The sequence below is a fragment of the Streptomyces sp. AJS327 genome (genome assembly GCF_013450295.1).
GTDB lineage: Bacteria > Actinomycetota > Actinomycetes > Streptomycetales > Streptomycetaceae > Streptomyces.
In genome coordinates this window covers 1,574,523-1,599,234 of the sequence record NZ_SKBR01000002.1, presented here as the reverse complement: position 1 = coordinate 1,599,234, position 24,712 = coordinate 1,574,523, and the positions used below count along the sequence as shown (strand labels likewise).

General features: G+C 73.9%; 20 protein-coding genes and 1 tRNA gene. 11 read left to right on the top strand and 10 right to left on the bottom strand.

Translation table 11 applies throughout. From position 1 onward, the window contains the following. The first annotated feature begins 263 nt into the window (after positions 1 to 263). Together E0L36_RS16310 and E0L36_RS16305 are read left to right on the top strand one after the other, a co-directional pair. Positions 264 to 605, top strand: a complete 342-nt coding sequence (locus tag E0L36_RS16310) for a hypothetical protein (protein WP_180929742.1) — start codon at positions 264 to 266, stop codon at positions 603 to 605. Positions 606 to 674: 69 nt separating this feature from the next. After that, positions 675 to 1,706 carry a sigma-70 family RNA polymerase sigma factor gene (locus E0L36_RS16305; protein WP_180929741.1) on the top strand — a complete coding sequence of 344 codons (1,032 nt, stop codon included), beginning with the start codon at positions 675 to 677 and terminating at the stop codon, positions 1,704 to 1,706. Here E0L36_RS16305 and xylA read toward each other — a convergent pair. Next, entirely contained in the window at positions 1,688 to 2,854 is a 1,167-nt protein-coding gene (gene xylA, locus E0L36_RS16300; protein WP_180929740.1) for a xylose isomerase, read from the bottom strand. The genes E0L36_RS16305 and xylA overlap by 19 nt on opposite strands. 134 nt (positions 2,855 to 2,988) lie before the next feature. Here xylA and xylB point away from each other — a divergent pair, with 134 nt between their 5' ends. The 5 genes from xylB (at position 2,989) to E0L36_RS16275 (ending at position 9,309) form a co-directional block, all read left to right on the top strand. Beyond that, a complete protein-coding gene (gene xylB, locus E0L36_RS16295) occupies positions 2,989 to 4,419 on the top strand; it encodes a xylulokinase (protein WP_180929739.1) in 1,431 nt (476 codons plus the stop codon). 79 nt (positions 4,420 to 4,498) lie between these two features. Further along, on the top strand, positions 4,499 to 5,758 hold the full coding sequence (locus E0L36_RS16290) for an ROK family transcriptional regulator (protein WP_180929738.1): 1,260 nt from the start codon (positions 4,499 to 4,501) through the stop codon (positions 5,756 to 5,758). Positions 5,759 to 6,036: 278 nt separating this feature from the next. After that, positions 6,037 to 6,666 carry an N-acetylmuramoyl-L-alanine amidase gene (locus E0L36_RS16285; RefSeq protein ID WP_180929737.1) on the top strand — a complete coding sequence of 210 codons (630 nt, stop codon included), beginning with the start codon at positions 6,037 to 6,039 and terminating at the stop codon, positions 6,664 to 6,666. Between the two features lie 189 nt (positions 6,667 to 6,855). Further along, positions 6,856 to 7,569: a hypothetical protein gene (locus E0L36_RS16280; RefSeq protein ID WP_180929736.1), complete on the top strand. Its 714-nt coding sequence runs from the start codon at positions 6,856 to 6,858 to the stop codon at positions 7,567 to 7,569. Between the two features lie 288 nt (positions 7,570 to 7,857). Beyond that, the gene (locus E0L36_RS16275) at positions 7,858 to 9,309 is read left to right on the top strand and encodes an acyl-CoA synthetase (RefSeq protein ID WP_180929735.1); all 1,452 of its coding nucleotides are present in this window, start codon (positions 7,858 to 7,860) and stop codon (positions 9,307 to 9,309) included. Positions 9,310 to 9,346: 37 nt separating this feature from the next. Here E0L36_RS16275 and E0L36_RS16270 read toward each other — a convergent pair whose 3' ends face one another. Next, a complete protein-coding gene (locus tag E0L36_RS16270; protein WP_180929734.1) occupies positions 9,347 to 10,387 on the bottom strand; it encodes an MsnO8 family LLM class oxidoreductase in 1,041 nt (346 codons plus the stop codon). 125 nt (positions 10,388 to 10,512) lie between these two features. Continuing rightward, on the bottom strand, positions 10,513 to 11,259 hold the full coding sequence (locus E0L36_RS16265; RefSeq protein ID WP_180929733.1) for a response regulator transcription factor: 747 nt from the start codon (positions 11,257 to 11,259) through the stop codon (positions 10,513 to 10,515). Between the two features lie 107 nt (positions 11,260 to 11,366). Between E0L36_RS16265 and E0L36_RS16260 the strand changes: the two genes are divergently transcribed. The 3 genes from E0L36_RS16260 (at position 11,367) to E0L36_RS27720 (ending at position 16,151) form a co-directional block, all read left to right on the top strand. Further along, positions 11,367 to 12,785: a lipase maturation factor family protein gene (locus E0L36_RS16260; protein WP_180929732.1), complete on the top strand. Its 1,419-nt coding sequence runs from the start codon at positions 11,367 to 11,369 to the stop codon at positions 12,783 to 12,785. A 124-nt stretch (positions 12,786 to 12,909) separates the two neighbouring features. Next, the gene (locus E0L36_RS16255; RefSeq protein WP_180929731.1) at positions 12,910 to 14,109 is read left to right on the top strand and encodes a thiolase family protein; all 1,200 of its coding nucleotides are present in this window, start codon (positions 12,910 to 12,912) and stop codon (positions 14,107 to 14,109) included. Between the two features lie 482 nt (positions 14,110 to 14,591). After that, positions 14,592 to 16,151, top strand: coding sequence for a DUF4157 domain-containing protein (locus E0L36_RS27720; RefSeq protein ID WP_180929730.1), 1,560 nt, complete (start codon positions 14,592 to 14,594; stop codon positions 16,149 to 16,151). 341 nt (positions 16,152 to 16,492) lie between these two features. Here E0L36_RS27720 and E0L36_RS16245 read toward each other — a convergent pair whose 3' ends face one another. From E0L36_RS16245 to E0L36_RS16240, 3 genes are all read right to left on the bottom strand, one after another. Then, a complete protein-coding gene (locus tag E0L36_RS16245) occupies positions 16,493 to 17,605 on the bottom strand; it encodes a glycosyltransferase family 2 protein (RefSeq protein WP_308416777.1) in 1,113 nt (370 codons plus the stop codon). Continuing rightward, positions 17,590 to 17,721: a hypothetical protein gene (locus tag E0L36_RS27715; RefSeq protein ID WP_258016181.1), complete on the bottom strand. Its 132-nt coding sequence runs from the start codon at positions 17,719 to 17,721 to the stop codon at positions 17,590 to 17,592. Before E0L36_RS27715 ends, E0L36_RS16245 begins: the two co-directional genes overlap by 16 nt. A gap of 490 nt (positions 17,722 to 18,211) precedes the next feature. Next, entirely contained in the window at positions 18,212 to 19,603 is a 1,392-nt protein-coding gene (locus tag E0L36_RS16240; protein ID WP_308416776.1) for an NAD(P)/FAD-dependent oxidoreductase, read from the bottom strand. Positions 19,604 to 19,810: 207 nt separating this feature from the next. Between E0L36_RS16240 and E0L36_RS16235 the strand changes: the two genes are divergently transcribed. Beyond that, positions 19,811 to 19,884 (top strand) — tRNA-Pro (locus E0L36_RS16235). 627 nt (positions 19,885 to 20,511) lie between these two features. Here E0L36_RS16235 and E0L36_RS16230 read toward each other — a convergent pair. The 4 genes from E0L36_RS16230 to E0L36_RS16215 all read right to left on the bottom strand — a co-directional run bounded on the left by E0L36_RS16230 (position 20,512) and on the right by E0L36_RS16215 (position 24,699). Further along, a complete protein-coding gene (locus tag E0L36_RS16230; protein ID WP_180929729.1) occupies positions 20,512 to 21,498 on the bottom strand; it encodes an alpha/beta fold hydrolase in 987 nt (328 codons plus the stop codon). A 276-nt stretch (positions 21,499 to 21,774) separates the two neighbouring features. Next, positions 21,775 to 22,200, bottom strand: coding sequence for a hypothetical protein (locus E0L36_RS16225; RefSeq protein ID WP_180929728.1), 426 nt, complete (start codon positions 22,198 to 22,200; stop codon positions 21,775 to 21,777). A 637-nt stretch (positions 22,201 to 22,837) separates the two neighbouring features. After that, positions 22,838 to 23,623, bottom strand: a complete 786-nt coding sequence (locus E0L36_RS16220) for a thioesterase II family protein (RefSeq protein WP_180929727.1) — start codon at positions 23,621 to 23,623, stop codon at positions 22,838 to 22,840. Continuing rightward, entirely contained in the window at positions 23,620 to 24,699 is a 1,080-nt protein-coding gene (locus E0L36_RS16215; RefSeq protein ID WP_180929726.1) for a MupA/Atu3671 family FMN-dependent luciferase-like monooxygenase, read from the bottom strand. Before E0L36_RS16215 ends, E0L36_RS16220 begins: the two co-directional genes overlap by 4 nt. Positions 24,700 to 24,712 lie beyond the last annotated feature (13 nt).

Here is a 24,712-nt window from a genome sequence, read left to right as displayed (position 1 = left end):
CGCCGGGGCCTTGCCGGCCGGGTCGGCACCGGGCGGGGTGCGCGGGCCCCGGCGGAAGGTGCGGGGAGTGCGGACGGTGAGGATGCCGGGCCGGTCGGTGACCGGCGCCCGGACGCGGCGGCCGGTTCCGGCTCGGGCGGCTTCCCCGGGGGAACTCGCGGGCAGGACACCCCTGACGGAACAACCGTTCGCGTCGGAGCGTTGTGCGGTCAGGGCCGTGTGAGTTCCGGAGATCTTGCCAGGCGTCACGAGGAGGCAGCCTCATGGGAACCCAACCGGAGAATCAGGGCGGGGAGCACGGGAAACGCCGGGAGAGCGGCGAGCGCGGGCCGGAGGAGCCCCCACCCCGCGGGGAGCGCGCGGAGGGCGGGGCGGAGCCGGGCGGCGAGCGGGACGCCTCGCCGTGGGACGACCTCGTCCTCGACGAGGAGTTCATCCGGGGCGCGGAGGCCCGGGAGCCCGCGGCGCGCACCAGAATGCTCCAGGAGCGCTGGCGGGACCAGCCGCCGGAGCCGCAGCCCTGGCGGGCGGACGAGCCCCCGGCGGGCTGGTTCTTCAGCAAGAGCCGCCGCTCGGCGCGGAAGCGCCGCCGCAAGCGCCGCTGAGTCCTCCCGGGCGTTGTCGGACCCTTCTGCCAGACTCGCCGAAAAGCACGGGCGAGGGAAGGTACGGCGATGGCGAAGGCGACGGCGGAGCGGACCACCGGCACCTCGGCCCCCCAGGTGGGGCCGGACTCCGACCTGCTGGAGCGGGCCCATCCGTACCGCCGTGAGCTGCTCGCGCACTGTTACCGCATGCTCGGTTCGGTGCACGACGCGGAGGACCTCGTCCAGGACACCTACCTGCGCGCCTGGCGGGCGAGTGAGCGCTTCGAGGGCCGCTCCTCGCTCCGTACCTGGCTGTACCGGATCGCGACGAACGCCTGCCTCACCGCCATCGAGCAGCGGGGCCGCCGGCCGCTGCCCTCGGGCATCGGGGCGCCGGGCGACCCCGAACGGACGGTGGTGGAGGCACCCGAGGTGCCGTGGCTGGAGCCGATGCCGGACGCGCTGCTGGGAGAGGCCCCCTCCGATCCGGCGACGGTGGCGGTCACCCGCTCCCGCACCCGGCTGGCCCTGGTGGCGGCCCTCCAGTACCTGCCGCCGCGGCAGCGGGCGGTGCTGCTATTGCGGGACGTGCTGCGCTGGCGGGCCGCGGAGGTGGCGGAGCTGCTGGACACCAGCGTGGCCGGGGTGAACAGCGCGCTCCAGCGGGCCCGGGCGCAGCTCGCCTCGGTGTCACCGACGGAGGAGGCGCTGGCGGAACCCACCGATCCGGCGGCGCGGGAGCTGCTCGACCGGTACGCCGAGGCGTTCGAGAAGGCCGATGTCCCGGCGATCGTGCGGCTGTTCACGCGGGACGCGGTCTGGGAGATGCCCCCCTTCCCGGAGTGGTACAGGGGCGGAGAGGCCATCGGGCGGCTGATCGCCGCCCAGTGCCCGATCGGTCCCGGTGAGGGCCGGATGATATCCACCGCCGCCAACGGCCAGCCCGCCTTCGGGCTCTACTGGCGGGGCGAGGACGGCCACTTCCACCCGTTCAACCTCCATGTGCTGGAGATCCGGGGCGGGTTGGTGACCCGCGCCTCGGCGTTCTTCGACACCTCGCTGTTCGCGGTGTTCGGTCTGCCGGAGTCGCTGGCACCGGATCAGACACCCAGCAGGTGATCCATCGCCAGCTGGTCGAGTCGTTCGAAGGCCATGCCACGCTCCGCCGCCGCCGTCACGTCGAAGTCCTCGTAGGCGGTGCGGTCGGCGAGCAGCGCGGCGGGCGTCTCCCCCAAGTCGAGGGTGGGACGGGCCAGTTCGTCCAGCCGGGAGTCGCGGAGCGCCGCGTGGACGCGGGGGTCGGCACGGAAGGCCGCGGCGCGCTCGCGCAGCAGCAGGTAGTTGCGCATGCACCCGGCGGCGGACTCCCAGACGCCGGAGGCGTCCTCGGTGCGCGGCGGTTTGAAGTCGAAGTGCCGGGGCCCCTGGTAGCCGCCGGTCTCCAGCAGGTCGACGAGCCAGAACGCGGCACGCAGGTCCCCCGCCCCGAAGCGCAGGTCCTGGTCGTACTTGACGCCGTGCTGTCCGTTGAGGTCGATGTGGAAGAGCTTGCCCGCCCAGAGGGCCTGGGCGACCCCGTGCGGGAAGTTCAGTCCGGCCATCTGCTCGTGTCCGGTCTCCGGGTTGACGCCGAACAGCTCGGGCCGGTCGAGCCGTTCGATGAAGGCCAGGGCGTGCCCGACGGTCGGCAGCAACAGGTCGCCGCGGGGCTCGTTGGGTTTCGGCTCCAGCGCGAAGCGCAGCGGGTAACCCTGTTCGACGACGTACGCGCCGAGCAGGTCGAAGGCCTCGCGGAGCCGGTCGAGGGCGTCGGGGACGCTCTTCGCGGCGCCGGACTCGGCCCCCTCCCGGCCACCCCAGGCGACGTAGGTGCGGGCGCCGAGTTCGGCGGCCAGGTCGATGTTCCGCAGGGTCTTGCGCAGCGCGAACCGCCGGACGTCCCGGTCGTTCGCGGTGAACGCCCCGTCCTTGAAGACCGGGTGGGTGAAGAGGTTCGTGGTCGCCATCGGTACCGTCATGCCGGTGGCGTCCAGCGCCCGGCGGAAGTCGGTGATCCGGCGCTCGCGTTCGGCGGGGGCCGCGTCGGGCGGCACGAGGTCGTCGTCGTGGAAGGTGACGCCCCAGGCGCCGAGGCCGGCGAGGTTCCGCACCGCCTCGGCGGGGTCGAGCGGCGCCCGGGTGGCGTCGCCGAACGGGTCACGGCCTTGCCATCCCACGGTCCACAGGCCGAAGCTGAACCGGTCCTCCGGAGTCGGTCGAGGGTCCACGCGGGCGCCCCTCTCCGCGGCACGCCGCCGCGTCGATGCGTACGTTGGCCGGGCGGTCGGTTCGCTATTTAGTCATCGCCCTTGACGAACTACTATGCGCACGCCGGGGCGGGCGCGGGAAGAGAGCGGTAGCGATGTCCGCACCTGAGGGACCACTCGTCGTCGGCGTGGACAGCTCCACGCAGTCAACCAAGGTGCTGGTCGTGGACGCGGCCACCGGGGTCGTGGTGGCCCGCGGCCAGGCCCCGCACGAGGTGAGCACCGGCACGGGCCGGGAGAGCGACCCCGAGCGGTGGTGGGACGCGCTGGGCGCGGCGCTGCGGGAGTGCGGGGAGGCGGCGCGCTCCGCGGCCGCCGTCTCCGTCGCCGGTCAGCAGCACGGTCTGGTCACCCTGGACGCTCACGGACGGCCGGTGCGGCCCGCGCTGCTCTGGAACGACCTGCGCTCGGCGCCGCAGCGCGACCAGCTGGTGGAGCGGCTGGGCGGGGCGCGGGTGTGGGCCGAGCGGGTCGGCAGTGTGCCGCCGCCGTCGTTCACCGTCACCAAGTGGCTCTGGCTGCGGGAACACGAGCCGGAGGCGGCGGAGGCGACCGCCGCGGTGCGGCTGCCGCACGACTTCCTCACCGAGCGGCTGACGGGCGAGCCGGTGACCGACCGGGGGGACGCCTCCGGCACCGGCTGGTGGGCGGGATCCACCGAGCGGTACGACGAGGAGATCCTGGAGCTGGCCGGGCTGCGCCGGCGGCTGCTGCCCCGGGTGCTGGCGGCGGGCGAGGCGGCGGGCACCGTCCGCGAGGGGCTGCCGCTGCCCGCCGGGACGCTCGTCGCCACCGGCACCGGGGACAACATGGCGGCGGCGCTGGGCCTCGGGCTGCGGGCCGGGCAACCGGTGCTGAGCCTCGGCACCTCCGGAACGGTCTACGCGGTCTCCGGGGAGCGCCCGGCCGACCCGACGGGCACGGTGACCGGCTTCGCGGACGCGCGCACCGGCTGGCTCCCACTGGCGACCACCCTGAACTGCACGCTCGCGGTGGACCGGATCGCCGCGCTGCTGGGCCTGGACCGGGAGGCCGTCGAGCCGGGTGGCGAACTGGCGGTACTGCCCTTCCTGGACGGCGAGCGCACCCCCCATCTGCCGTACGCGGCGGGGCTGTTGAGCGGGCTGCGGCACGAGACGACCGGCGGCCAGCTACTTCAGGCCGCCTACGACGGCGCGGTGTTCGCGCTGCTCCGGGCGCTGGAGCGGGTGCTGGGCCCCGAACCGGACGGCGCCGAGCCGATCACGCTGATCGGTGGCGGGGCGCGGGGTACCGCGTGGCGGGAGACGGTGCGGCGGCTGTCGGGCCGGGCGGTGCGGGTGCCGGAGGCCGAACAGCACGTGGCGCTGGGGGCCGCCGCGCAGGCGGCGGGGCTGCTGCTGGGGGAGGATCCGGTGACCACGGCGCGCCGCTGGGACACCGCGCGCGGTCCCTCCTACCCCGCGCTGGAGCGGGACGAGGCCACCTGGGCCCGGCTCGCCTCGGCCCTGGGGGACGCGGATACCCTGCTCTCGGGGCGGCGCTGACCGCCACGACCCGACGGTCAGCGCCCGGCGGAGCCGTGGGGCGGCCGAACCCGTCCGGCGCACCCCGCGGAGGAACGCGATGGCAGTACCCCCGGGGTCCCCCGGTCCCCCGGTTTCCCCCGTGCCTCCGGGCTCCCCGGGCCCCCCGCCGTCCTCACAGCGCGAGTTGCGGCGGCGCAACCTCTCCCGGGTGCTGCACGCGGTGGCGGCCGACAGCGCGCCGTCCCGCGCCACGATCGCCGCGCGCATCGGCCTGACCCGGGCCGCCGTCTCGACACTCGTCGACGAACTGCTGGGCACCGGGCTGCTGGTGGAGCTGGGCCCCGGGCGGTCCGGCGCGGTCGGGCGGCCCGGCAGCGTGCTGGCGCTGGCGGACACCGGCCCGTGCGGGATCGGCGCGGAGATCGGGGTGGACCGGCTGGCGGTCTGCGCGACCGACCTGCGCGGGACGGTGCGGGCGCGGACGGTGGCCGGGCACCCTGTGCCGGACCACGCGCCCGGCGCGGTGCTGGCCGCGCTGCGCGAGCTGATCGCCGGGGTGTCGGCCGAGGCACGGGAGGCGGGGCTGGCCCCGGCGGGGGTCGCGGTGGCGGTGCCCGGGCTCGTCGGGCGGGACAGCGCGGTGGTGCGGCACGCCCCGAACCTCGGCTGGCGGGACACCGACGTCGGCGCGGCGCTGCCCGTCGCGGAGCCGCTCACCGTGGCGAACGAGGCCAACTTCGCGGCGCTGGCCGAGGTGTGGCTCGCCGGGCCCGGGGTGGAGCGGCGCGACTTCCTGCACGTCTCGGCCGAGGCGGGGATCGGTGGCGCCCTCGTGCTCGGGGGTGAACTGGTGCACGGCAGCGGCGGGTTCGCCGGGGAGCTGGGGCACGTGCCGGTGTATCCGGAGGGGCGGTCCTGTGGGTGCGGAGGCCGGGGCTGTCTGGAGCAGTACGCGGGAGAGGCCGCCCTGCTGCGCGCGGCCGGGCTCGACCCGGGCCCGGCGGGCTCCCGCCTCGCGCCGCTGGAGGAGCGGGCGCGGGCGGCGGATCCGGCGGCGCTGCGGGCGCTGCGCGGCGCTGGCCGGGTGCTGGGGGTCGCGACCGCGGGAGCGGTGAACCTGCTGGATCCGGCGGCGGTGGTACTCGGCGGAACGCTGGCCCGCTTCGGGGAGTGGCTGCTGCCCAGCTGGGAGCGGGAGTTGCGGCGGCGGAGCGTGCTGCCGGGCCGGGTGCCCGAGGTGGCGGTGTCGGCACTCGGTTCGGAGGGGACGCTGCGGGGCGCCGCCCAGTCGGTGGTGCGGGCGGTGCTCGACGACCCCCTCGGGCGGGGCCGCGCGGCCGCCGGGCCGCCGGGCTGAGCCTCCTTCTCCGCCTTCTCCGCCCCGGCGTCCCGTCGCACTCCACCGGCGCACCGTGCCGCGGCCGCGCCGGGTGCGGGAGTCCGGGGGGCGGGTGGTGCGTGAGCGCCGGTCCGGCGTGCCGCCGCGATCGCGTCCTGAACAACCGTACGTACGTGGGTACTTGGCAGCTTCTCACCGGTGGTGGCAGTATCGACGCGCGTAAACTTGTCATGCACGTGCCTCGAATCGGGCGCCTCAGCACCATCTCCCCATCCCACCCCCCACTGGGAGACACCATGACCAACCCACGACGCACCTCCCCCCACCCCACCCCCAGCCGCCGCAACCTGCTGCGCGGCGGCGCGGCCCTCGCCGTCGGCGCCGGGCTGGTGACCGCCTCCGCGGTGCCCGCGCTGGCCCGTCCGCGGTCCGCCTCGAAGGCCGCCGCCTACCCGGAGCTGGAGTGGATTCCGGCCAGCCCCTCCAACTACACGGTGAGCAACCGGCCTTCGGAGTACCCGATCAACTACGTGGTCATCCACGTCACGCAGGGCAAGTACGACGGCACCATCTCCTGGTTCCAGAACCCCAGCGCCCAGGTCTCCGCGCACTACGTCGTCCGCTCCGAGGACGGCCACATCGCGCACATGGTCGACGAGAAGGACGTGGGCTGGCACGCGGGCAACTGGGACTACAACACCCGCAGCGTCGGCATCGAACACGAGGGCTTCATCGACGACCCGGCCTGGTTCACCGACGCCATGTACGAGCAGTCCGCGCTGCTGACCAAGGCGATCTGCGACAACCACGGCATCCCCAAGACCCGTGAGCACGTCATCGCGCACCACGAGGTGCCCGGCGCCGACCACACCGACCCCGGCCCGCACTGGGACTGGGACCGCTACATGCAGCTCGTCAACGCCTGACCAGAGCCCCCGGTACCCCCACACCCCACCGGCGGACTCCCACGCGCGGCGCGCCACCCGGCGGCACCCCGGGCGGCGCGCCGCACCACACCCAGCCCACCCCGAACCGGGGTGCGCTGATTCAGCCCATCGTGTCAATCCCCTCCCGTCCCGGGCCCCGGCCGCTCCCCGGACGCCACCATCGGTGAGGTGACACGACACCGGCCGCGCACAACCCTCCGACTGGCCTCGCTGCTCTGCGCCGGGTGTGCGCTGCTCTCCACCACCCCAACCGCCGCCCGGGCCGCCGCACCGCCCCCCGGCGCCGCGCCACGCTGGACCTCCCCGGCCGCGCCACCCGTCACCGGACCGAGCGGCCCCCCCGGATTCGGCGAACCCCCGCCCACCACCCAGCGCCTCCCCTCCGGCCCCGCGAGCGCCGAGGTCACCCTGGGCGACCCGGGCCTGCGGATGGGCGCGGAGGTACGTGGCGGCTGCCACGGCATGACGGCCACCCTCGCCCCACGCGGCGCGCCCAGCGCGGCGGCCACCCTCAGCGCGCACGCCGCGTCCCCCTGCCCCCGCCCCGCCCCGTCCTCCCCCCACCACCCGGCGAACACCGCGCCCCCGGCCACGCGCCCCGGCGGCGGGGACGCCGTGCCGCCCTCCGCCTCCGTCAGCGACCCGAACAGCCGCGTCCCGCCCACACCGGAGACCACCACGCCCTCCCTCACCGCCACACCGGACGAGGCGGCCGGAGCCTCGCCCTCCCGCCGCTCCCGTCCACCGGAGCCACCCCGGCTCTCCACCGAAGCGGCCAGGGAGGACACCAAGATGCCGTTCCTCGCGCAGGCCCTGCTGCTGATCGCCCCCGCCGCGCTGGCCGTCGGGATCCTGCGGGCCCGCTCCCGGCGCCCCCGGTAGCCGACGCGCGGCGGACGGACGGCGGCACCCCGTCCGTCGCCGAACCGGCCCGGCGACGGCGGGCGTTGACACCCCCGGCCAGTCAACCCGCCCCGATCCGGGCCCAGTCGGCGCAAACCCGCCGCCCACCGCACGCCCCACGCCGGAGCCCGGCCCAGCCCGAACCAGCCCGGCCGAGCCCGGCGCGCGGGCCCCGGGGTGAGCACCGGTCCCGGCCCGGACCCTGGGGACCACCCCGTCCGGGTGAGATGCTGGGCGCCAGAGCGACGCGATCACGAAGGAGTCCCGGTGTCCCTGTTGTTCCCCGCGCTGCACAAGGCGTCCTCACACCCCGCGCTGCGCTTCGGCGACCGCCAGCTCAGCTACCAGGAACTCGCGGAGGCGGCCGGGGCCACGGCGACCAGCCTCGACCCCTCGGGGCGCGTCGCCGTCTGGGCCACACCGACGCTGGAGACAGCCGTCGGCGTGGTCGCCGGACTGCTCGCCGGGGTGCCCGTGGTACCGCTCAACCCCAAGAGCGGACAGCGGGAGCTGGAGCACATCCTGACGGACAGCGCGCCGTCCCAGGTCCTGGCCGCGCCCGGCACGGAACTCCCCGAACCACTGGCCGCGCTGCCCCGGGTGGACGTGCGCACCGACACCGCCGAGGACGAGTCCGCCGGCTGGGGCCTGCCCCCCGAGCCCAACGCCGGATCCGCCGCGCTCATCGTGTACACCTCCGGCACCACCGGTCCCCCCAAGGGCGTGGTCCTCGCCCGCCGGGCCATCGCCAGCACCCTCGACGCGCTGGAGGACGCCTGGCGGTGGACGGACCGGGACGTCCTCGTACACGGACTGCCGCTGTTCCACGTCCACGGGCTGGTCCTCGGCGTCCTGGGCCCCCTGCGGCGCGGCGGCACCCTGCGGCACCTCGGCCGCTTCTCCCCCGACGGGGTGGCGGCCGAGCTGTCGTCCGGCGGCACCATGCTGTTCGGGGTGCCGACGATGTACCACCGCCTCGCCGAAGCCTGCCCCGGGAACCCGGAGTTGACCGAGGCGCTGGCCGGGGCGCGGCTGCTGGTCTCCGGATCGGCGGCGCTCCCCCTGTACCTGCACGAACAGCTGCGGCAGGCCACCGGCCAGCACGTCATCGAGCGGTACGGCATGACGGAGACCCTCATGAACACCAGCGTCCGGGCGGACGGCCAGAGCCGACCGGGCACCGTGGGGGTACCGCTGCCCGAGGTGGACCTGCGCCTGGTGGACGAGGCCGGCGAGCGGATCACCGAGCACGACGGCGAGACCGTCGGCGAGGTACAGGTGCGCGGGCCGCAGCTGTTCACCGAGTACCTGGGCCGCCCGGACGCCACCGCCGAGGCCTTCGACGGCGGCTGGTTCCGCACCGGCGACATGGCCACCATCGACCAGGACGGCTTCGTCCGACTCGTCGGCCGCAAGACCACCGACCTGATCAAGAGCGGCGGCTACAAGATCGGGGCGGGCGAGATCGAGAACGCCCTGCTGGAACACCCCGGCGTCACCGAGGCCGCGGTCACCGGGGAGCCCGATCCGGAACTGGGCGAGCGGGTCGTCGCCTGGATCGTCCCGGCCGACGGCGAGCCCCGGCCGGAACCCGCGGAACTCGCGGACTGGGTGGCGCTCCAACTCGCACCGCACAAGCGGCCCCGGGAGGTGCGCTACCTCAGCGAACTGCCCCGCAACGACATGGGGAAGGTGCTGAAGCGCTCCCTGCCCGGATGACCCCCGCCCGGCGACCGACGGCCACCGCGCGGCGCGGTCAGCCGGTCGCGGGCCCGGCGGTCGCGGACGGCGCCGGGACCAGTCCGGCCGCCTCCGCGAGCCGCCGGTAGGACGCGCGGCGCTCGGCCGGTTCGTACGTGGCGAGAGTCAGCAGGACCTCGTCCGCGCCGAGCCGCCCGGCCAGCCCGTACAGCGCGGAGACCACCTCGTCCGCGGTGCCGTGCAGCTGCCCGGCCCGGGCCTCGGCGAGGTACCGGGCCTCCCGGTCGGTCAACGAGTCCAGCGGCACCGCCCCGGCCGGGACGAGCGGCGCGAACACGCCCCGGACGCGCGAGCGGACGGTGGACCACGCCTCCGGGAGCTGCGTCCGCGCCGCCTCCTCCGCGGTGGCGCCGACCGCCGCGTTGACGGCCAGCACCACGTACGGCCGCGCGGCCGGGGCCCAGGGCGCCGGGCGGAACGCGGCCCGATAGCGGTCGAGAGCGGCACGGGTCCGCGCCTCCTCCCGGTGCGCCCCGAGCACCAGCGGCAGTCCGTACGCCGCCGCCACCTCGGCCCCGGCACCGACGGCGAGGACGAAGGCCGGTACCCGCAGCCCCTCCGCCGGCACCGCGCTGACCTCCGCCTCACCCGTGAAGTAGCGGAACAACTCGGCCAGTTGGTCACCGAAGCGGTCCGCCGCCGCCCGGTCCGCGCCCAGCGCCGCCCGCACGGCGGGCACGAAACCGACCGAGCGGCCCAGCCCCATGTCGATCCGGCCCGGAAAGAGCGACTCCAGCACCCCGAACTGCTCCGCGACGACCAGTGGCGCGTGGTTCGGCAGCATCACGCCCCCGGTGCCGACCCGAATCCGGCTGGTGGCCGAGGCGACCGCGGCGGCCAGCACGGTGGGCGCCGCCCCCGCCACGCCCGGCACACCATGGTGCTCCGCCACCCAGAACCGGTGGAAACCCCACTCCTCCACCGACCGCGCGAAACTGACCGTCTCCGACAGCGCCCGGCCCGGCGGCTCGCCCTCCCGCACCAGGGAGCGGTCGAGGACGGAGAGAAGCGGGGCGGATCGAGCGGGTGCCGTCATACCCCGGACAACCCCCGGCCGCCGCGACGTGTTCCCACAAGCCCCTCCGCGCACCCGCCCCGGAGAGCGAGCCCGGGAAGCGGACTCCGGGCGCACGAGCCCGGACACCACCCGCTGACGCCCGGTCAGCGACCCGGCGCCCCCGGCTCCACCCCGTGGAACCCCGGCTCGGTCCCCTCGAACCCGGGCCCCGCCCCGTCGAACCCGGGCCCTTCCTCGTCGAGCAGCCCCGCGTCGTGCGCGAGCAACGCGATCTGCACCCGGTTGTTCAGGCCGAGCTTGCCCAGCACACGCGAGACGTGCGCCTTCACTGTGGCGACACTCATCCACAGCTCCCGGGCGATCTCCGCGTTGGACAGCCCCCCGCCCACGGCCAGCGCGACCTCCCGCTCCCGGGCGGCCAGCCCGTCCAGCGCCGTCCGGGCCCGGCCACGGGCCCCGTCCCGCTCCGGCGCCGCGACCCGGTCGATGAGCCGCCGGGTGACGGCCGGTGAGAGCACCGGCTCCCCCGCGGCGACGCTCCGCACCGCGGCGAGAATCCCCTCCGGCGGGGTGTCCTTGAGCAGATAGCCCGCCGCCCCCGCCCGCAGGGCACGCAGCACGTGCTCGTCGGCGTCGAAGGTGGTGAGCACGATGACCTGCGGCGCGTCCGGACGGGCGCGCAGCGCCTCGGTGGTGGACAGCCCGTCCCGCAGCGGCATGCGCAGGTCCATCAGCACCACGTCGGGATGGAGCTCGGCCACCAGCCCGGGCACCCGCTCACCGTCCCCCGCCTCCCCCACGACCGCGATATCGGGCAGCCCACCCAGCATCAGCCGCAGCCCGGCGCGGACCAGCGGATCGTCGTCAACCAGCAGTACACGGACGGTCATGCGCCCACCGTAGGACAGGCGGCGGGACCGGCGCCCGGGGAGGCCAAAAGGCGCAGCGACGGCCGGTCCCCGGGCCCGCCCCGCGCACGGGTGGTACCCATGCGGCCATGGAGTGGTTCACCGACCCCGGCCTCGGGCTGAGCAGGCTGGTCATCCAGCGCGGACTGGCCGTCATCTACCTGGTCGCCTTCGTCTCGACGGCCACACAGTTCCGGGCGCTGATCGGGGAGCGCGGCATCCTGCCGGTACCGGCGTTCGTCCGGCGGGTCCGCTTCCGGGAGGCGCCGAGCCTGTTCCACTGGCACTACTCCGACCGCTTCTTCGCGGGCTGCGCCTGGACCGGCGCGCTGCTGTCCGCGCTGCTCGCGGCGGGCGCCGGAGACGCCGTACCGCTCTGGGCGGCGACGGCGGCCTGGGCGGTGCTGTGGCTGCTGTACCTGTCGATCGTCAACGTCGGGCAGACCTGGTACGGCTTCGGCTGGGAGACGCTGCTCCTGGAAGCCGGATTCCTCGGGATCCTCCTGGGGAACGCGGAGACCGGACCGCCGGTCCTGGTGCTCTGGCTGCTGCGCTGGCTGGTGTTCCGGGTGGAGTTCGGCGCGGGGCTCATCAAGTGGCGGGGCGACCGCTGCTGGCGCGAGCTGACCTGCCTCACCTACCACCACGAGACCCAGCCGATGCCGGGCCCCCTCAGCTGGTTCTTCCACCACCTGCCCCGGCGGCTGCACCGGGCCGAGGCCGCCGCCAACCACGTGGCCCAACTCGTCGTCCCCTTCGCGCTGTTCCTGCCCCAGCCCGTCGCGACGGTGGCCGCCCTCCTGATCATCACGACCCAGCTGTGGCTGGTGCTGTCCGGCAACTTCTCCTGGCTGAACTGGCTGACGATGGTGCTCGCGCTCTCCGCCGTCGACAGCACCCTGCTGGGCGCGCCCCCGGCCTCCACCGACACCGCGCCCGGCTGGTTCGTGGGGCTGACGGTCGCGGTGACCGCACTGACCGTCATCCTCAGCTACTGGCCGGTGCGGAACATGCTCAGCCGCGACCAGCGGATGAACGCCTCCTTCAACCCCGTCCACCTGGTCAACACCTACGGGGCGTTCGGCAGCGTGACCAGGGTGCGGCACGAGATCGTGCTGGAGGGCACCGACGCGACGACGGTCGACCCCACCACCACCTGGCACGCCTACGAGTTCCGCGGCAAGCCCGGCGCGACCGGCCGGCTCCCCCGCCAGTTCGCCCCCTACCACCTGCGGCTCGACTGGATGATGTGGTTCGCCGCGCTGTCCCCCGCCGCCGCCCGCGGCTGGCTGCTGCCGCTCGTCGACCGACTGCTGGAGAACGACCCGGACACCGTCCGGCTGCTGCGCGTCAACCCCTTCACCACCGCGCCCCCGACCCGCGTTCGGGCGCTGCTCTACCGCTACCGGTTCACCACGCCCCGCGAACGGCGGGAGACCGGCGACTGGTGGCACCGCACACTGGTACGGGAACTCCTGCCGCCACACCCCGGCCGCCACACCCCCTGACGGGCGGACTCCCGGAGTCCGCCCCGGCGGCGGGCTCCACCGACGAGGCGGCGCGTGGGCCGGGCCGCCCGCCGTCCCCCACGCACCCTGGTCACCACCGCGCTCTCCTGCCACGATCAGCCCCATGAGCGAAGGTCAGCTGCGCGAGGTGTACATCGCCGACGCCGTCCGCACCCCCGTGGGCAAGTACGCGGGAGCGCTGGCGCCGATCCGGCCCGACGACATGGCGGCACACGTGGTCCGCGCGCTCCTGGACCGCGCCCCGGACCTGGACCCCGCCACCGTCGACGACGTGGTCCTCGGCAACGCGAACGGCGCCGGTGAGGAGAACCGCAACGTCGCGCGGATGGCCGTGCTGCTGGCCGGACTACCCACGACCGTGCCCGGAACCACCGTCAACCGGCTCTGCGCCTCCGGGCTGGAGGCGGTCGTCCAGGGCTACCGGGCCGTCGCGATGGGCGACGCGAACACCGTCATCGTCGGCGGAGTGGAGTCCATGAGCCGAGCGCCCTGGGTGCAGCCCAAACCCGACCGCGCCTTCCCCACCGCCCCGCCACGGACCTACTCCACCACCCTCGGCTGGCGCATGGTCAACGAGCGGATGCGCCCCGAGTGGACGGTCTCCCTCGGCGAAGGGGCCGAACTCGTCGCCGAGAAGCACCACATCACCCGCGAACAACAGGACCGGTTCGCCGCCGCCAGCCACCACCGCGCCGCCGACGCCTGGCGCGCCGGACAGTACGCGGCGGAGGTCGTCCCGCTACCCGACGTACCCCTCGACCGCGACGAGACCATCCGGGACACCACCTCCCCGGAGGCCCTGGCCCGCCTCCAGCCCGCCTTCCGCACCGACGACACCGGGACCGTCACCGCCGGGAACTCCTCCTCCCTCAACGACGGAGCCGCCGCGCTCCTCCTCACCAACGAGGCCGGACTCCGCGCCGGGGGCCTCGAACCACTGGCCCGCGTCCGCGCCACGGCCGTCACCGGCATCGAACCCCAGCTCTTCGGACTCGGCCCGGTGGAGGCCGTACGCCGCGTTCTGGCCAAAGGCCACCGCGACTTCGACGACCTCCACACCGTCGAACTCAACGAGGCGTTCGCCGCCCAGGCCCTCGGCTGCCTGGCCGAGTGGCCCGCGCTCGACCCGTCCGTGGTCAACCCGCGCGGCGGCGCCATCGCCATCGGCCACCCCCTCGGCGCCTCCGGCGCCCGCCTCACCGGCGCCGTCGCCCACCAACTCGCCACCGCGGGCTCCGGCACCGGACTCGCCGCGCTCTGCGTCGGCGTGGGACAGGGCCAGGCCCTCCTCCTCGAACGCTGACCCGGCCCTTCCTCCTCGAACGCTGACCCGACAAGCACCCCCCGCCCGACCCGCCCATTCACGCCCACGCACGCCCATTCACGCACGGCCGCCCGTCCCCGGCCCTGACGGGGGGGCGGTCGGGCCGGGGACGGGACGAGCAGGGGGCTATGACGGGCGGACAGGTCAGGCACGCGTCAGCGGAACAGGTCGGGGGCCGGGACGGGCGGACGCCGGACCAGCACCACCGGCCCCCACGCGCACGGGTCACGGTCCCCGGCGCAGGAACGGGGAGCAGGGCCCGCACGGGCGGACGGGGCAGGGTCCGTGACAGCGCGACAGGCCGGGGCCGAGATGAGCGGTCGGGCCGGGCGGTGACCTTCCAGGCACCGGAGACGTCCCACGAGACTGCCCCGGCGGCCCTTCCTCTCCCCGCCACCCCTGACCGAGCGTGTCGGGTGGCCCCGGTACATCCCGTCACGCCTCCGAAAGGAGCGCCGCCCATGCGCCCCCACGAGTCCGACCTGGCGCAGGACGCCGACCGGCGCCGCGCGACCGTCCCCCACCCCCTGACATCCCCGCCGGACCACGTCCAGACCGGGACGGCCGACCCCGTCCAGGCGGGAATCCTCGCCCTGCAACGCGCCGCCGGAAACGCGGCGGTGGCGCGGATGCTGGAGGAGACCGACCACACCCACGACGCCGACTGCGGCGACCACCGGACCGCCCCCGTCCAGCGATCCTCAGTACACGAGGTCCTCCGCTCCTCGGGCCAGCCACTCCAGGAGCCACTCCGGCAGGAGATGGAAGCACGCCTCGGCGCGGACTTCTCCGACGTGCGCATGCACACCGACTCGCTCGCCAGCCGCTCCGCGGCGGAGGTCAACGCCCGCGCCTACACCTCGGGCAGCCACATCGTGGTCGGCGAGGGCGGAGCGGACAAACACACCCTGGCGCACGAACTCACCCACGTCATCCAGCAGCGCCAAGGCCCGGTCGCCGGGACCGAGACCTCCGGGGGGCTCAGCGTCAGCGACCCCTCCGACCGGTTCGAACGCGAGGCGGAAGCCAACGCGGCCGACGTGATGCGCGGCCCGGTCCCCACCGCCGAGCCCGCACCCGTCCCCACCCCGGCCGCGCCGGAAGCCGCCCCCGTCCAGCGCGCCGCCGACGAGGAGACCGCCCCCGTCCAGCGGACGGTCACCTACCAGGGCCAGCAGCTCTCCCTCGACCAGGCTCGCAAGGAGGTGCAGAACGTCCAGTCCGCGGCGCTCACCCCCGCCGAGGTGGACGGACTGCGCACCCTGATCGAAAACCCCGACACGCAGCACACCATCGACACCGACCGCGAACTCGTCCGCCTGCTCCGCTCCCACCTGCGCGAGGACTGGGGACTGACCGAAGACGAGGTCGACGTCCTCGACGACTACCAGGGCGGCGCCTACAAGGACTGGAACAAGGCGCTGCGCAGCGGAGGCGTCGCCGAGAAGTACGGCGTCGCCGGGAAGACCGGGACGATGATCGGCGCCCTGGCGAAGACCGCGAAAACCCGGCAGAAGGTGCAGCGCGACCTGTCCTTCGAGACCCGCGCGCAGTTCGACGCCTTCGTCAGCAACTTCACCCAGGGCGAGGAGTACACGGCAGCCCAGTTCGAATCGACGAGCCGCCGCATCGGCGCGGAGCTGGACCTCCCGGGCAAGGCCGTCTACGCCGTCACCATGATCATCCAGGCGGAGGGACACCACGGCGGCGAGATGTCCTCGGTACTCAGCACCCTGGAACGGAGCGAAGGCGAAACCGTCTTCCCACCCGGCGCCAAGTTCCGCGTCACCTCGGAGCCCGGCAGGCCCTCCGACGACGAGCAGTACACCACCACGAACCCCTTCCGAACGAGCCTGGAGATGACGGAGATCGAGGAACTCGACAAGAGCAAACAGCAGATGCCGAGCTTCCAGGACTTCCGCAAGGCCCAGAACGCCGCCCTCTTCGGCGGCGCGTCGTTCGGCCGCCCACCCACCGGCGGCGCCGGAGGCGCCGGACGAGGCCGGTCCATGGAGATCTGACCCCGAGGCCGCCAGGCCCTCCCCCACCCCGCCCCGCCCCTCCCCCTCTCTCTCAGGTACATCGGCCATAGGCGGCCGGGCAAGCTTCGCCCCCGCCGTCATCACGTACCGCGCACCCCGGCGGTCGCCCGCAACCGTGACTGTCACCGCGACGGGTGGCCTGTATCGCGGGCCCGTGAACGGCCTTGGCCGAGTGGGGCGTTGGGTGACCGCTCCGCCCCCTCGGTCAGGCCACCGGGGTCACGGCGGTGTCTGGCGGATCGCGGAACCGCCAACGTTCCACGCCGGCCGCCCCGTTGACCACCGCGGGAGTCGGCCGGGGGCGGTCTCGGACGGGCGCTTCACCAGGGTGACGCGGTTCGGGGCCGGATTCCCGCCGCGGCGGCTGCGGGCCCGCGGCCCTTCTCGTAGACCGTTAGTCCCCGGGTGAGCCGGAGTGGCACGCCCACCAGCTCGACGGCGAGGGCCTTCCAGGCGTAGCAGAGGTTCACGATCTTGGTGGGATAGACACAGGGAAGGTTGAGCAGCACCTGCCAGAGGGACAGTCCTCGCCTGCGCACCGCGTAGACGAGGGGTGGGAGGGTGAGCAGCAGTTCGGACCCGATCCACCAGCTCCAGGTGGGTAGCGCGGGTTGTCCGTAGCCGAGCGTCAGGATCAGCGGTGCGCTCCACCACAGCGGGGCCAGCAGGATCTCGACGAGGGCCAGCAGCACCCAGAGAGCCAGTATCGGTTTGTGGCGCAGCAACGCCCCGGTGTGGAGTCTGACGTTCTGGCAGTAGCCCGCCATCCACCGCCAGACCTGCTTACGGAGGTATCGCAGGGTCTCCGGATCGGCCGCCCAGGCGACGGCGGTGGAGACGTAGCGGGCGCGCCGCCCGGCGATCTGTTCCGTCCAGGTGAAGTCCATGTCCTCGACGATGGTGCGTTCGGGGAAGCCGCCCGCCGCCATGAGTGCTGACCGGCGGAAGACGGAGCAGCAACCGGAGCACACCATGGGGCTGTTGGCGCCCTGCTGGATGGGCCGGTGCCAGTGGAAGCCGAAGAGGTACTCGGTGGAGCGCCCGCGTTCCCAGAGAGTTCTGGTGTATCGGGTTTGGACGGCACCGGCGGCGACGGTGACCGTGGGGTCGGCGAAGGCGGGCAGTATCCGTTCGATGTAGTCGGGGGCGAGGACGGTGTCGGCGTCGACGGCGAGGATGAGGGGTGTGGCGCAGTACGGCAGGGCGTGGTTCTGTGCGCGGGCCTTGCTGCCGAGGTTGGCCGGGGGCCGGATGACCTCCACTCCGTATTCCGCGTAGGAGAGTGCGACCGCGTGGGTGCGGTCGCGTGAGGCGTCGTCCACCACGAGGACGCGTTCCGGCAGGATGGTTTGGGAGAGCACGGAGTCGAGGGTGGCGGGGAGTCCGGCCTCCTCGTCGTGGGCGGGGATGATGACGGTCACGCCGCTGGGCACGGTCCCCTCCCCCGGTGCGAGGCGCGACGGCGCAGGGTGTGCCGGAGCAGGACGGCGACGCCGACCGTTCCGTAGATCAGGGTGCTGATTCCGAGACCGGGTAGTCCGGTGTGCATGGTTCTCCCTCTGCCGGGCCGACGGGGTTGTCGGGTGACGTGTCCGCCGGGGTGACCAGGTAGGAGGGAGACACTAGGGAGGAGGGAGGCGCTTTGGTGGGGAGGGGGTAAATACTGTGGATTACTGCGTAGTTGTGGACAGAAGCCTCACTCTCCCGAGCGAGTTCGTCCGGAGAACCGTGCTCGCCCGGACCCCACAGTCCTGCCGACATCGCACCTGCCCCCAGCCCCCCGTATCGCCCGTCTTCCCATGCGGTGCGACGTCCGCCGCCACTCACCGCGGGGTCCTCCCACACGCGCGCTCCGCCCCGGGCGGAGACCCGCCACCGGGCCGTGGCCTCGGGCGGACCAGCGTCCCCAGGCCTCGTCCGATCCCACGCGGCCACGGCCCGATCACCGCTACGGGAGCCTCGCGGGGGCGGTACGCGGGCTGACGCGGCGCGGGACGGGGGCGCCGCGAGTACCCGCCGCCTCATCCGGCGTGACCGCGCTACCCGCCTGCGCCCCCTCGTCCGCCGCCACTCGCTCCTCCGTCCGCGCCGAACCGGCCACCGGGTACGCGTGCGACCTCCGGCGACTCCGCGTCCAGCGGCACCGACCAGGAGCGGACCAACCCGAGCTGGACGGCCTGGCGCGGCAGCACCGCGTCCAGCAGCCAGTCCGAGGCGACCCGCACCCGGTTCCCGGGTAGCGCCGCCAGGTGGTAACCACGCGTGACGGCCCGGGCGAGCGGCCCGGACATCGGGACCCGCAGCGGGTTCGCCGCTCCCTGGAATCCCCCGAGATCCACGGCGAATCCCAGGTCATGGTGCTTGTAGGGCCGCGGCTCACCGTCGTCGTACTCCGCGGCGATGTTGCGTCCCGCGGTCTTCCCCTGCCGCGCCGCGTGCTGCGCGGTCATGGGCGTGAACTCGCCCGGACGGGTCAGATCGGGCACGGCCGCGGCGTCTCCGCAGGCCAGTACCTCCGGATGGTCGGGCACCCGGAGGTACTCGTCGACGACCAGCCGTCCGCGTTCGGTCGGCAGACCCAGCCCGGCGACGAGCGGATCCGGGCGTACCCCCACGCACCAGATGAGCGAGCGCGTCGGCACGAACTCTCCGTCGTCCAGCCGTGCGCCCTCGGCGGTGGCCTCCTCGACCGAGACACCGGTACGTACCTCCACCCCCCGTCGGCGGAGCACCCGATCCGCGGTCCGCGACAGCCGGCGGTCCAGTTCCGGGAGGACGCGGGGCGCGATGTCCAGCAGTACCCACCGGGGCGGCGTACGGCCTCGCGACCACCCCGGACGATCACCCGGCCTGCGATGCTGGCGAGCGAGAGCGTCGGTGAACAGCTTGCCGTGCGCCGCGACTTCGGTTCCGGTGTAGCCCGCCCCGACGACGACGAAGGTGCGGCGCGCGGCGGCCCGCTCCGGGTCCGGTTCGCTCTCCGCCAGGGCGATCTGCCGGGTGACGTGGTCGCGCAGGTAGAGCGCCTCGGGCATGCCCCGGAAACCGTGGGCGTGCTCGGCGACGCCCGGGATGGGCAGCAGCTTGTTCACGCTGCCGACGGTCAGCACGAGGCGGTCGTACCCCAGTTCACCGTCACGGCCCTCGGGGTCGGTGTAGGCGATCCGCTGCCCATCGAGGTCCACCCGGCTGACCTCACCAAGCACGAGGCGCACCCGGGGCAGCGTTCCGGCGAGGGAGACCGAGACCCGACGGGGTTCCAAGGCCCCGGAGGCGACCTCCGGAAGCAGGGGCAGGTACAGAAAGTAGTCGTGCGGATTCACCAGCACGATCTCCGCCCGCTCCACGAGTCCACGGGACCGGGACAGGGCGCGGGCCGTCTGGTACCCGGCGAATCCGGCTCCGACGATCACGATGCGGGAGCGGGGCACGGGGCCTCCCAGGGTTGGCGTTTCGCCTAGTCGGTGAGACCTCTCGCGGTTCCCAGCACCCGGCGGGGCAAACCCGGCCCGCGCCCGTCGGCGGCCCCCGGGAGGTGCACGGTCAGCAGCCCAAAGGGGTGCGCGGGCACCGCCGCTCATCATGTATTGTTCTTCGTGCGCGAGCGGCGAGGGGGCAACCTCCCGCCGGACGAGCACCGGGACGTGGCGCAGTTTGGTAGCGCACTTGACTGGGGGTCAAGGGGTCGTGGGTTCAAATCCCGCCGTCCCGACAGAGAGTCACAGGGCCCGTTATCAGGAACTCCTTCCTGATAACGGGCCCTGTGTGTTCGTGCAGCTCAGGGCCGTTCGCCCCAATGGGTCTCGCAGGGATGGCGCTCGCCCTCCACGCTGGGCGCCTCTCACGCCACGTAGTCGCTACGTCGCCGGTGCGCCTCCCAAAGGCGAACTCCAGACCCAGCCCAGACCCGAGGAATCTCGGCGCGACCGGACCGTCCGAGGGCTGCGTTCGCATGTGGCGCGGTGCGTGGACACTGTGGCCTGTCCGGTGTCGCTTGCCGGCCCGGGGCGGTCCGGTGTGGAGTGGCCGCGTGCGGCAGCCGCGCGCCGTTCCGGGGGTGCTGTCCGGCGACGAGCGACCCCGACGGTCCGGCCGGTCCGAGGGCGTCGCGCGGGTCCGCACCATCCCGGAATCCGGAGGCCCCCGTACCCGGGGGTCTGGCTCTGTCGTGGACGCGACTTCCCCCACAGGCAGGGCACCACATGCAGGGCGTTTGAGGGCCCAGCTGCCGCCGTGTGAACGGGCTGTTGTCCGGGCTGGTCAACGGCTCGCCGTCGGACAGGCCCCGGGTGGCGGCGTACCGGACGAACCGCGCGATCGCCCCGGTAGGTGCCGTGGTTCAGCCGTGGACGGTGGCTAGCCAATCGGTCAGCAGGCGGTTGACCTCGTCGGGGCGTTCCTGCTGGACCCAGTGGCCACAGCCGTCCAGGAGATGGGAGGCGGACAGCGCGGGGAGGGTGGTGGGGTAGGCGTCGATCGCGTCGGCCATCCAGGCGGTGGAGGCGTCGAGTGTGCCGCCGATGAACAGGGCGGGCTGGGTGACCGGGGCGCCGCGGTGGGGGGCGAGGTCCTCCCAGTCGCGGTCCATGGCGCGGTAGCGGTTGAGGGCGCCCGTCAGACCGGTGCGCTCGAACTCCGCGGCGTAGACGTCGAGGTCGTCCTCGGTCAGCCAGGCGGGGAGTGGGCCGGTGGGGAAGCGGTCGCGCAGCTGGCCGCCCGGGTCGACGAAGTGCGGGTCGGGCTCGTCGCGGGCGGGCATGGTGTCGGCGGACAACGCGGCGTAGAAGCCGGCGAGCCAGCCGCGTACGTCGGGCTCGATCTCCGCCTCGGCGCGGCCGGGGTCCTGGAGGTAGGAGACGTAGAACTCCTGCTCGGCGCCGCCGATCTGGGCGAAGGTGTCGGTGGGGCGGGGACCGCCGGGCGGCGCGTAGGGGACGCTCAGCAGCCCGACGGCGCGGACGGTGTCCGGGTGGAGCAGGGCGGAGGTGGAGGCGATGGCGGAACCCCAGTCGTGGCCGATGACCACCGCGCTGTCCTCGCCGAGGGCGCGTACGACGGCAACGGTGTCGTCCACCAGGTCGAGCATGCGGTAGGCGTCGATCGAGGATGGCTGGGACGAGCGGCCGTAGCCGCGTACGTCGATCGCCGCCGCCCGGTACCCGGCCGCGGCGAGCGCCGGGAGCTGGCGGCGCCAGGAGTACCAGGACTCGGGAAAGCCGTGCACGAGCAGGACCAGCGGGCCGGTACCCCGCTCGACCAGGTGCAGGCGGCCCGCCGGGGCCTCGACGGTGCGGTGGCGGAGCGGGGCGGTCGGGGCGGACGGCATGGGGGCTCTCCTCGGATCGCGGGCGGAGGCGACTTCCCGTCGATCATGCGGTCCGGCGCTCCTCCGACGCGATCGTTCTTGCCGTCCTGGCAAACTCGCCGGTTGGGACGGTGAATCCACACGCGCCCGAGGTCGCGGGAGAACCCGTGGGTCGCGGTGTCCGTGTGCGGCACGGCCCGCGAGAGCCCGCGGGGGCTCGCGGTGCGGGGACCTCCTGGGGCCGGGGCACGCGCTCAGCCCGGTGGGCCGCCAGCAGGTCCCCGCGTGGTCAGGGGCTCAGCTCTTCGCGGGTGCGGTGCCGCCCTTGAACTTCATCGAGTTGCCCTGGTACGCGAGGAGGGCGAAGTTGATTCCCCGCTTCTCCCTCATCTGGTTGGCGAAGGTGCAGACCGTCCAACCCCCGGCTTTGCCGTGGTAGTTCTTGCAGTTGAAGATGGTCTGCGGGTTGCCGCCGTACATGGCGCGCATCTCCAGGTGCAGGCCGTCGGCCCGCAAGTCCTTGATCCAGAACTGGTCGCCGTACGGCTTGAAGCACGCCTTGCCGAGAACCTTCACGTTGGGGCCGGGCTTTCCACGGACGTAGCTACAGACCCGCCCGTTGCCCGGCTTCGGCTCGCCGCGCGTCCTCTTGGCGTTCCTGGTGTACCAGGTTCCGCGCGTGCCGTCGGTGTCGGCGAGTCGCTCCGTCGCACCACGCTCCATGGGCGCTCCGCGCGACGTCCCCTCCGAGGCCGGGGACTCGGCGGGGGTGGAAGCGGTCGGTCACGCCGGGTTCGCCATCCCCACCCCCGGGGTGGCGAGGAGTAGGACGGCTCCGAGAGTCGCAGTCAGGCCAGTGGCCAGCTTCTTGCGCATCAGTGTTCTTCCCTCCGTTGGCGCCCCGTTGGTCAGCGGCCGGTGGGGCGTTACCACCAGATGAGCACATATGGCGGTACGGGCGAACGAACTTGAGTAACAACTGAGCTTTCGCCTAGGGGAGTTGGTAACGGGCGCGCCAGGGATGAGGGTCGGGCCGGTGGCGTGGAGAGGTGCCGGTGGGGCGGACGGGGTGACTGTCCGCTCCCGACAGGGGCCGCCGCCGGTGGGGATCTCGGTGGGGTGGTGCGCGGCGCTGGTGCCGCGGGGCGTACGCGGCGAACGGGGTGGCGGGGAGTCCGCGGGCGCGCCGGGGCACCCGGCCGTGGCGGTCGTGACCGCGTGCCGGGGTGGTCGGCTGAGCCGCCGGTGCGGCCCGGCGGCACGCTCGGGTGTGGCGGGAGGGGTGGGGCGAGGGGTGGCCGTGTGCGTTCGCTGGTGTGGCGGGCGGTGTGACGTGGGGGTGAGGCTCGTCGTGGAGCCGTCAGGGGACGGACAGGCGCAGGAGGTCCTGGCTGAGGTGCCCGGTCAGCCACGTGCGGTGGGACTGGGGGAAGAAGTGCCCGCCGTCGTCCCGTTGCCGCAGTGTCGTGGGCCCGGCGCTGAGGTCGGACCAGGCGGCGAGTTCGGACTCGGCGACGGTGGTGTCGTCGCGGGCGCCGAAGACGGTGACGGGGCAGCGGAGGCGCGGCCGTTGGCGGTGGCGGTAGGTTTCCAGGACGGTCAGGTCGGCGCGGAGCACGGGCAGGTAGACGCTCAGGATCTCGGGGTCCTCCAGGATGGCCGTTGGCATGCCCTGGTAGGTCCGTTCGACCGCCGTGACGAGTTCCGCGTCCGGCAGGTGGTGGACGGGTGGGCCGGAGGGTGCGAGGTGCGGGGCGCGGCGGGCGGAGACGGCCAGCAGGTCCGCCTCCAGGCCGAAGCGGTCACGCAGCGCGTGCGCGAGTTCGTAGGCGATGAGGGCACCGAGGCTGTGGCCGTAGAGCGCGAAGGGTTCCGTGAGGTGGGGGGCGAGCGCGGCCGCCGCCGGGTCCACCACGTCCTCCATCCTGAGGGGGCGGGGTTCCGCGCGGCGGGACTCGCGTCCGGGCAGCCGCAGGGGCCAGGGGGTGACCTCCTCGGGGAGCGTGGAGGCCCAGGTCTGGTAGGTGGCGGTGCCGCCGCCCGCGTGCGGTACGCACACCAGGGGCAGGGTGGCGCCCGGTGGCCGTGTGGTGGCGAGGCCGGCGACCCAGCGGGTGAGGGTGGTGTGGTCGGTGGGTGTGGTCACCGGGCTCGCCTCGCGGGGTGACGGTAGTAGTCGGTGACGGCCGGGGTGGGGGCGAAGCGGGCGCGGAGCCGGTTCAGCGCGGGCAGTCCGTCGAGGACGGTGGGCAGGGGAAGCCCGAAGTCGATCATGCAGGCGATCTCGTCGGTGCCGATCGCGGCCAGTCTCTCGACCGTGGCGGCGCACTTCTCCTCGGTGCCCAGCAGGGACCGGTTGCCGTACATGTCCTCGAAGGCGTACCGGGAGAGGGAGCGGTGCTCCTCCTCGGTCATGGTCTTGGACTCGCCGGACAGGGAGGCGTCGCCGCGGCGTTGGGTGAGGAAGGTTCCCAGGTAGCGGGTGACGGGTTCCTCGACCAGTTCGCGGACCCTCGTGTCGTCGTCGCCCACGTAGGTGTGCACGGCGACGGTGACGGTGCCGGCCGCCGGGTCGTGTCCGGCCTCGTCGCGGGCCTCGCGGTAGGTGGCGATGTTGTCGCGGAGCCGGTCCCAGTTGTCCAGCAGGGTGAGCACGTTGGTGCCCGCCCGTCCGGCCTGCCGCCAGGTCTGGGGGTTGGAACTGTGGACGAGCCACAGGGGCAGGTGGGTGGAGTGGGGGCGGGGGAAGGTGCGGATCTCCAGGTCCTGGCCGCCCGGTCCGGGGAAGGTGACGGGCTCTCCCCGCCACAGCGCCCGCAGGGTGTCGATCTGCTCGAAGGTGTGCTCTCTGCGGTTCTCGTAGCGTTCCGGGTAGAAGACGAAGTCTCCCCTGTGCCATCCGGTGGCCAGGCACAGGCCGACGCGTCCGCCGGATATCTGGTCGACCAGGGCCCACTCCTCGGCGATGCGGACGGCGTGGTGGTGTGGGACCACCACGCTGCCCGCCCGCAGGTCGACGGAGGTGGTGACGGCGGCGAGCGCGGCGCTGAGCACCGAGGGGTTGGGGAAGCTGCCGCCGAACTCCTGGAAGTGCCGTTCCGGGGTCCAGACGGCGCGGAAGCCGTGCTGGTCCACGTAGCGGGCCACGTCGATGACGAAGCGGTAGCGCTCGCCCGCGTCGGTGCGGTCGTCGGCGGAGAAGAAGTAGGCGCTGAAGTCCATGGGTTGTCCTTGG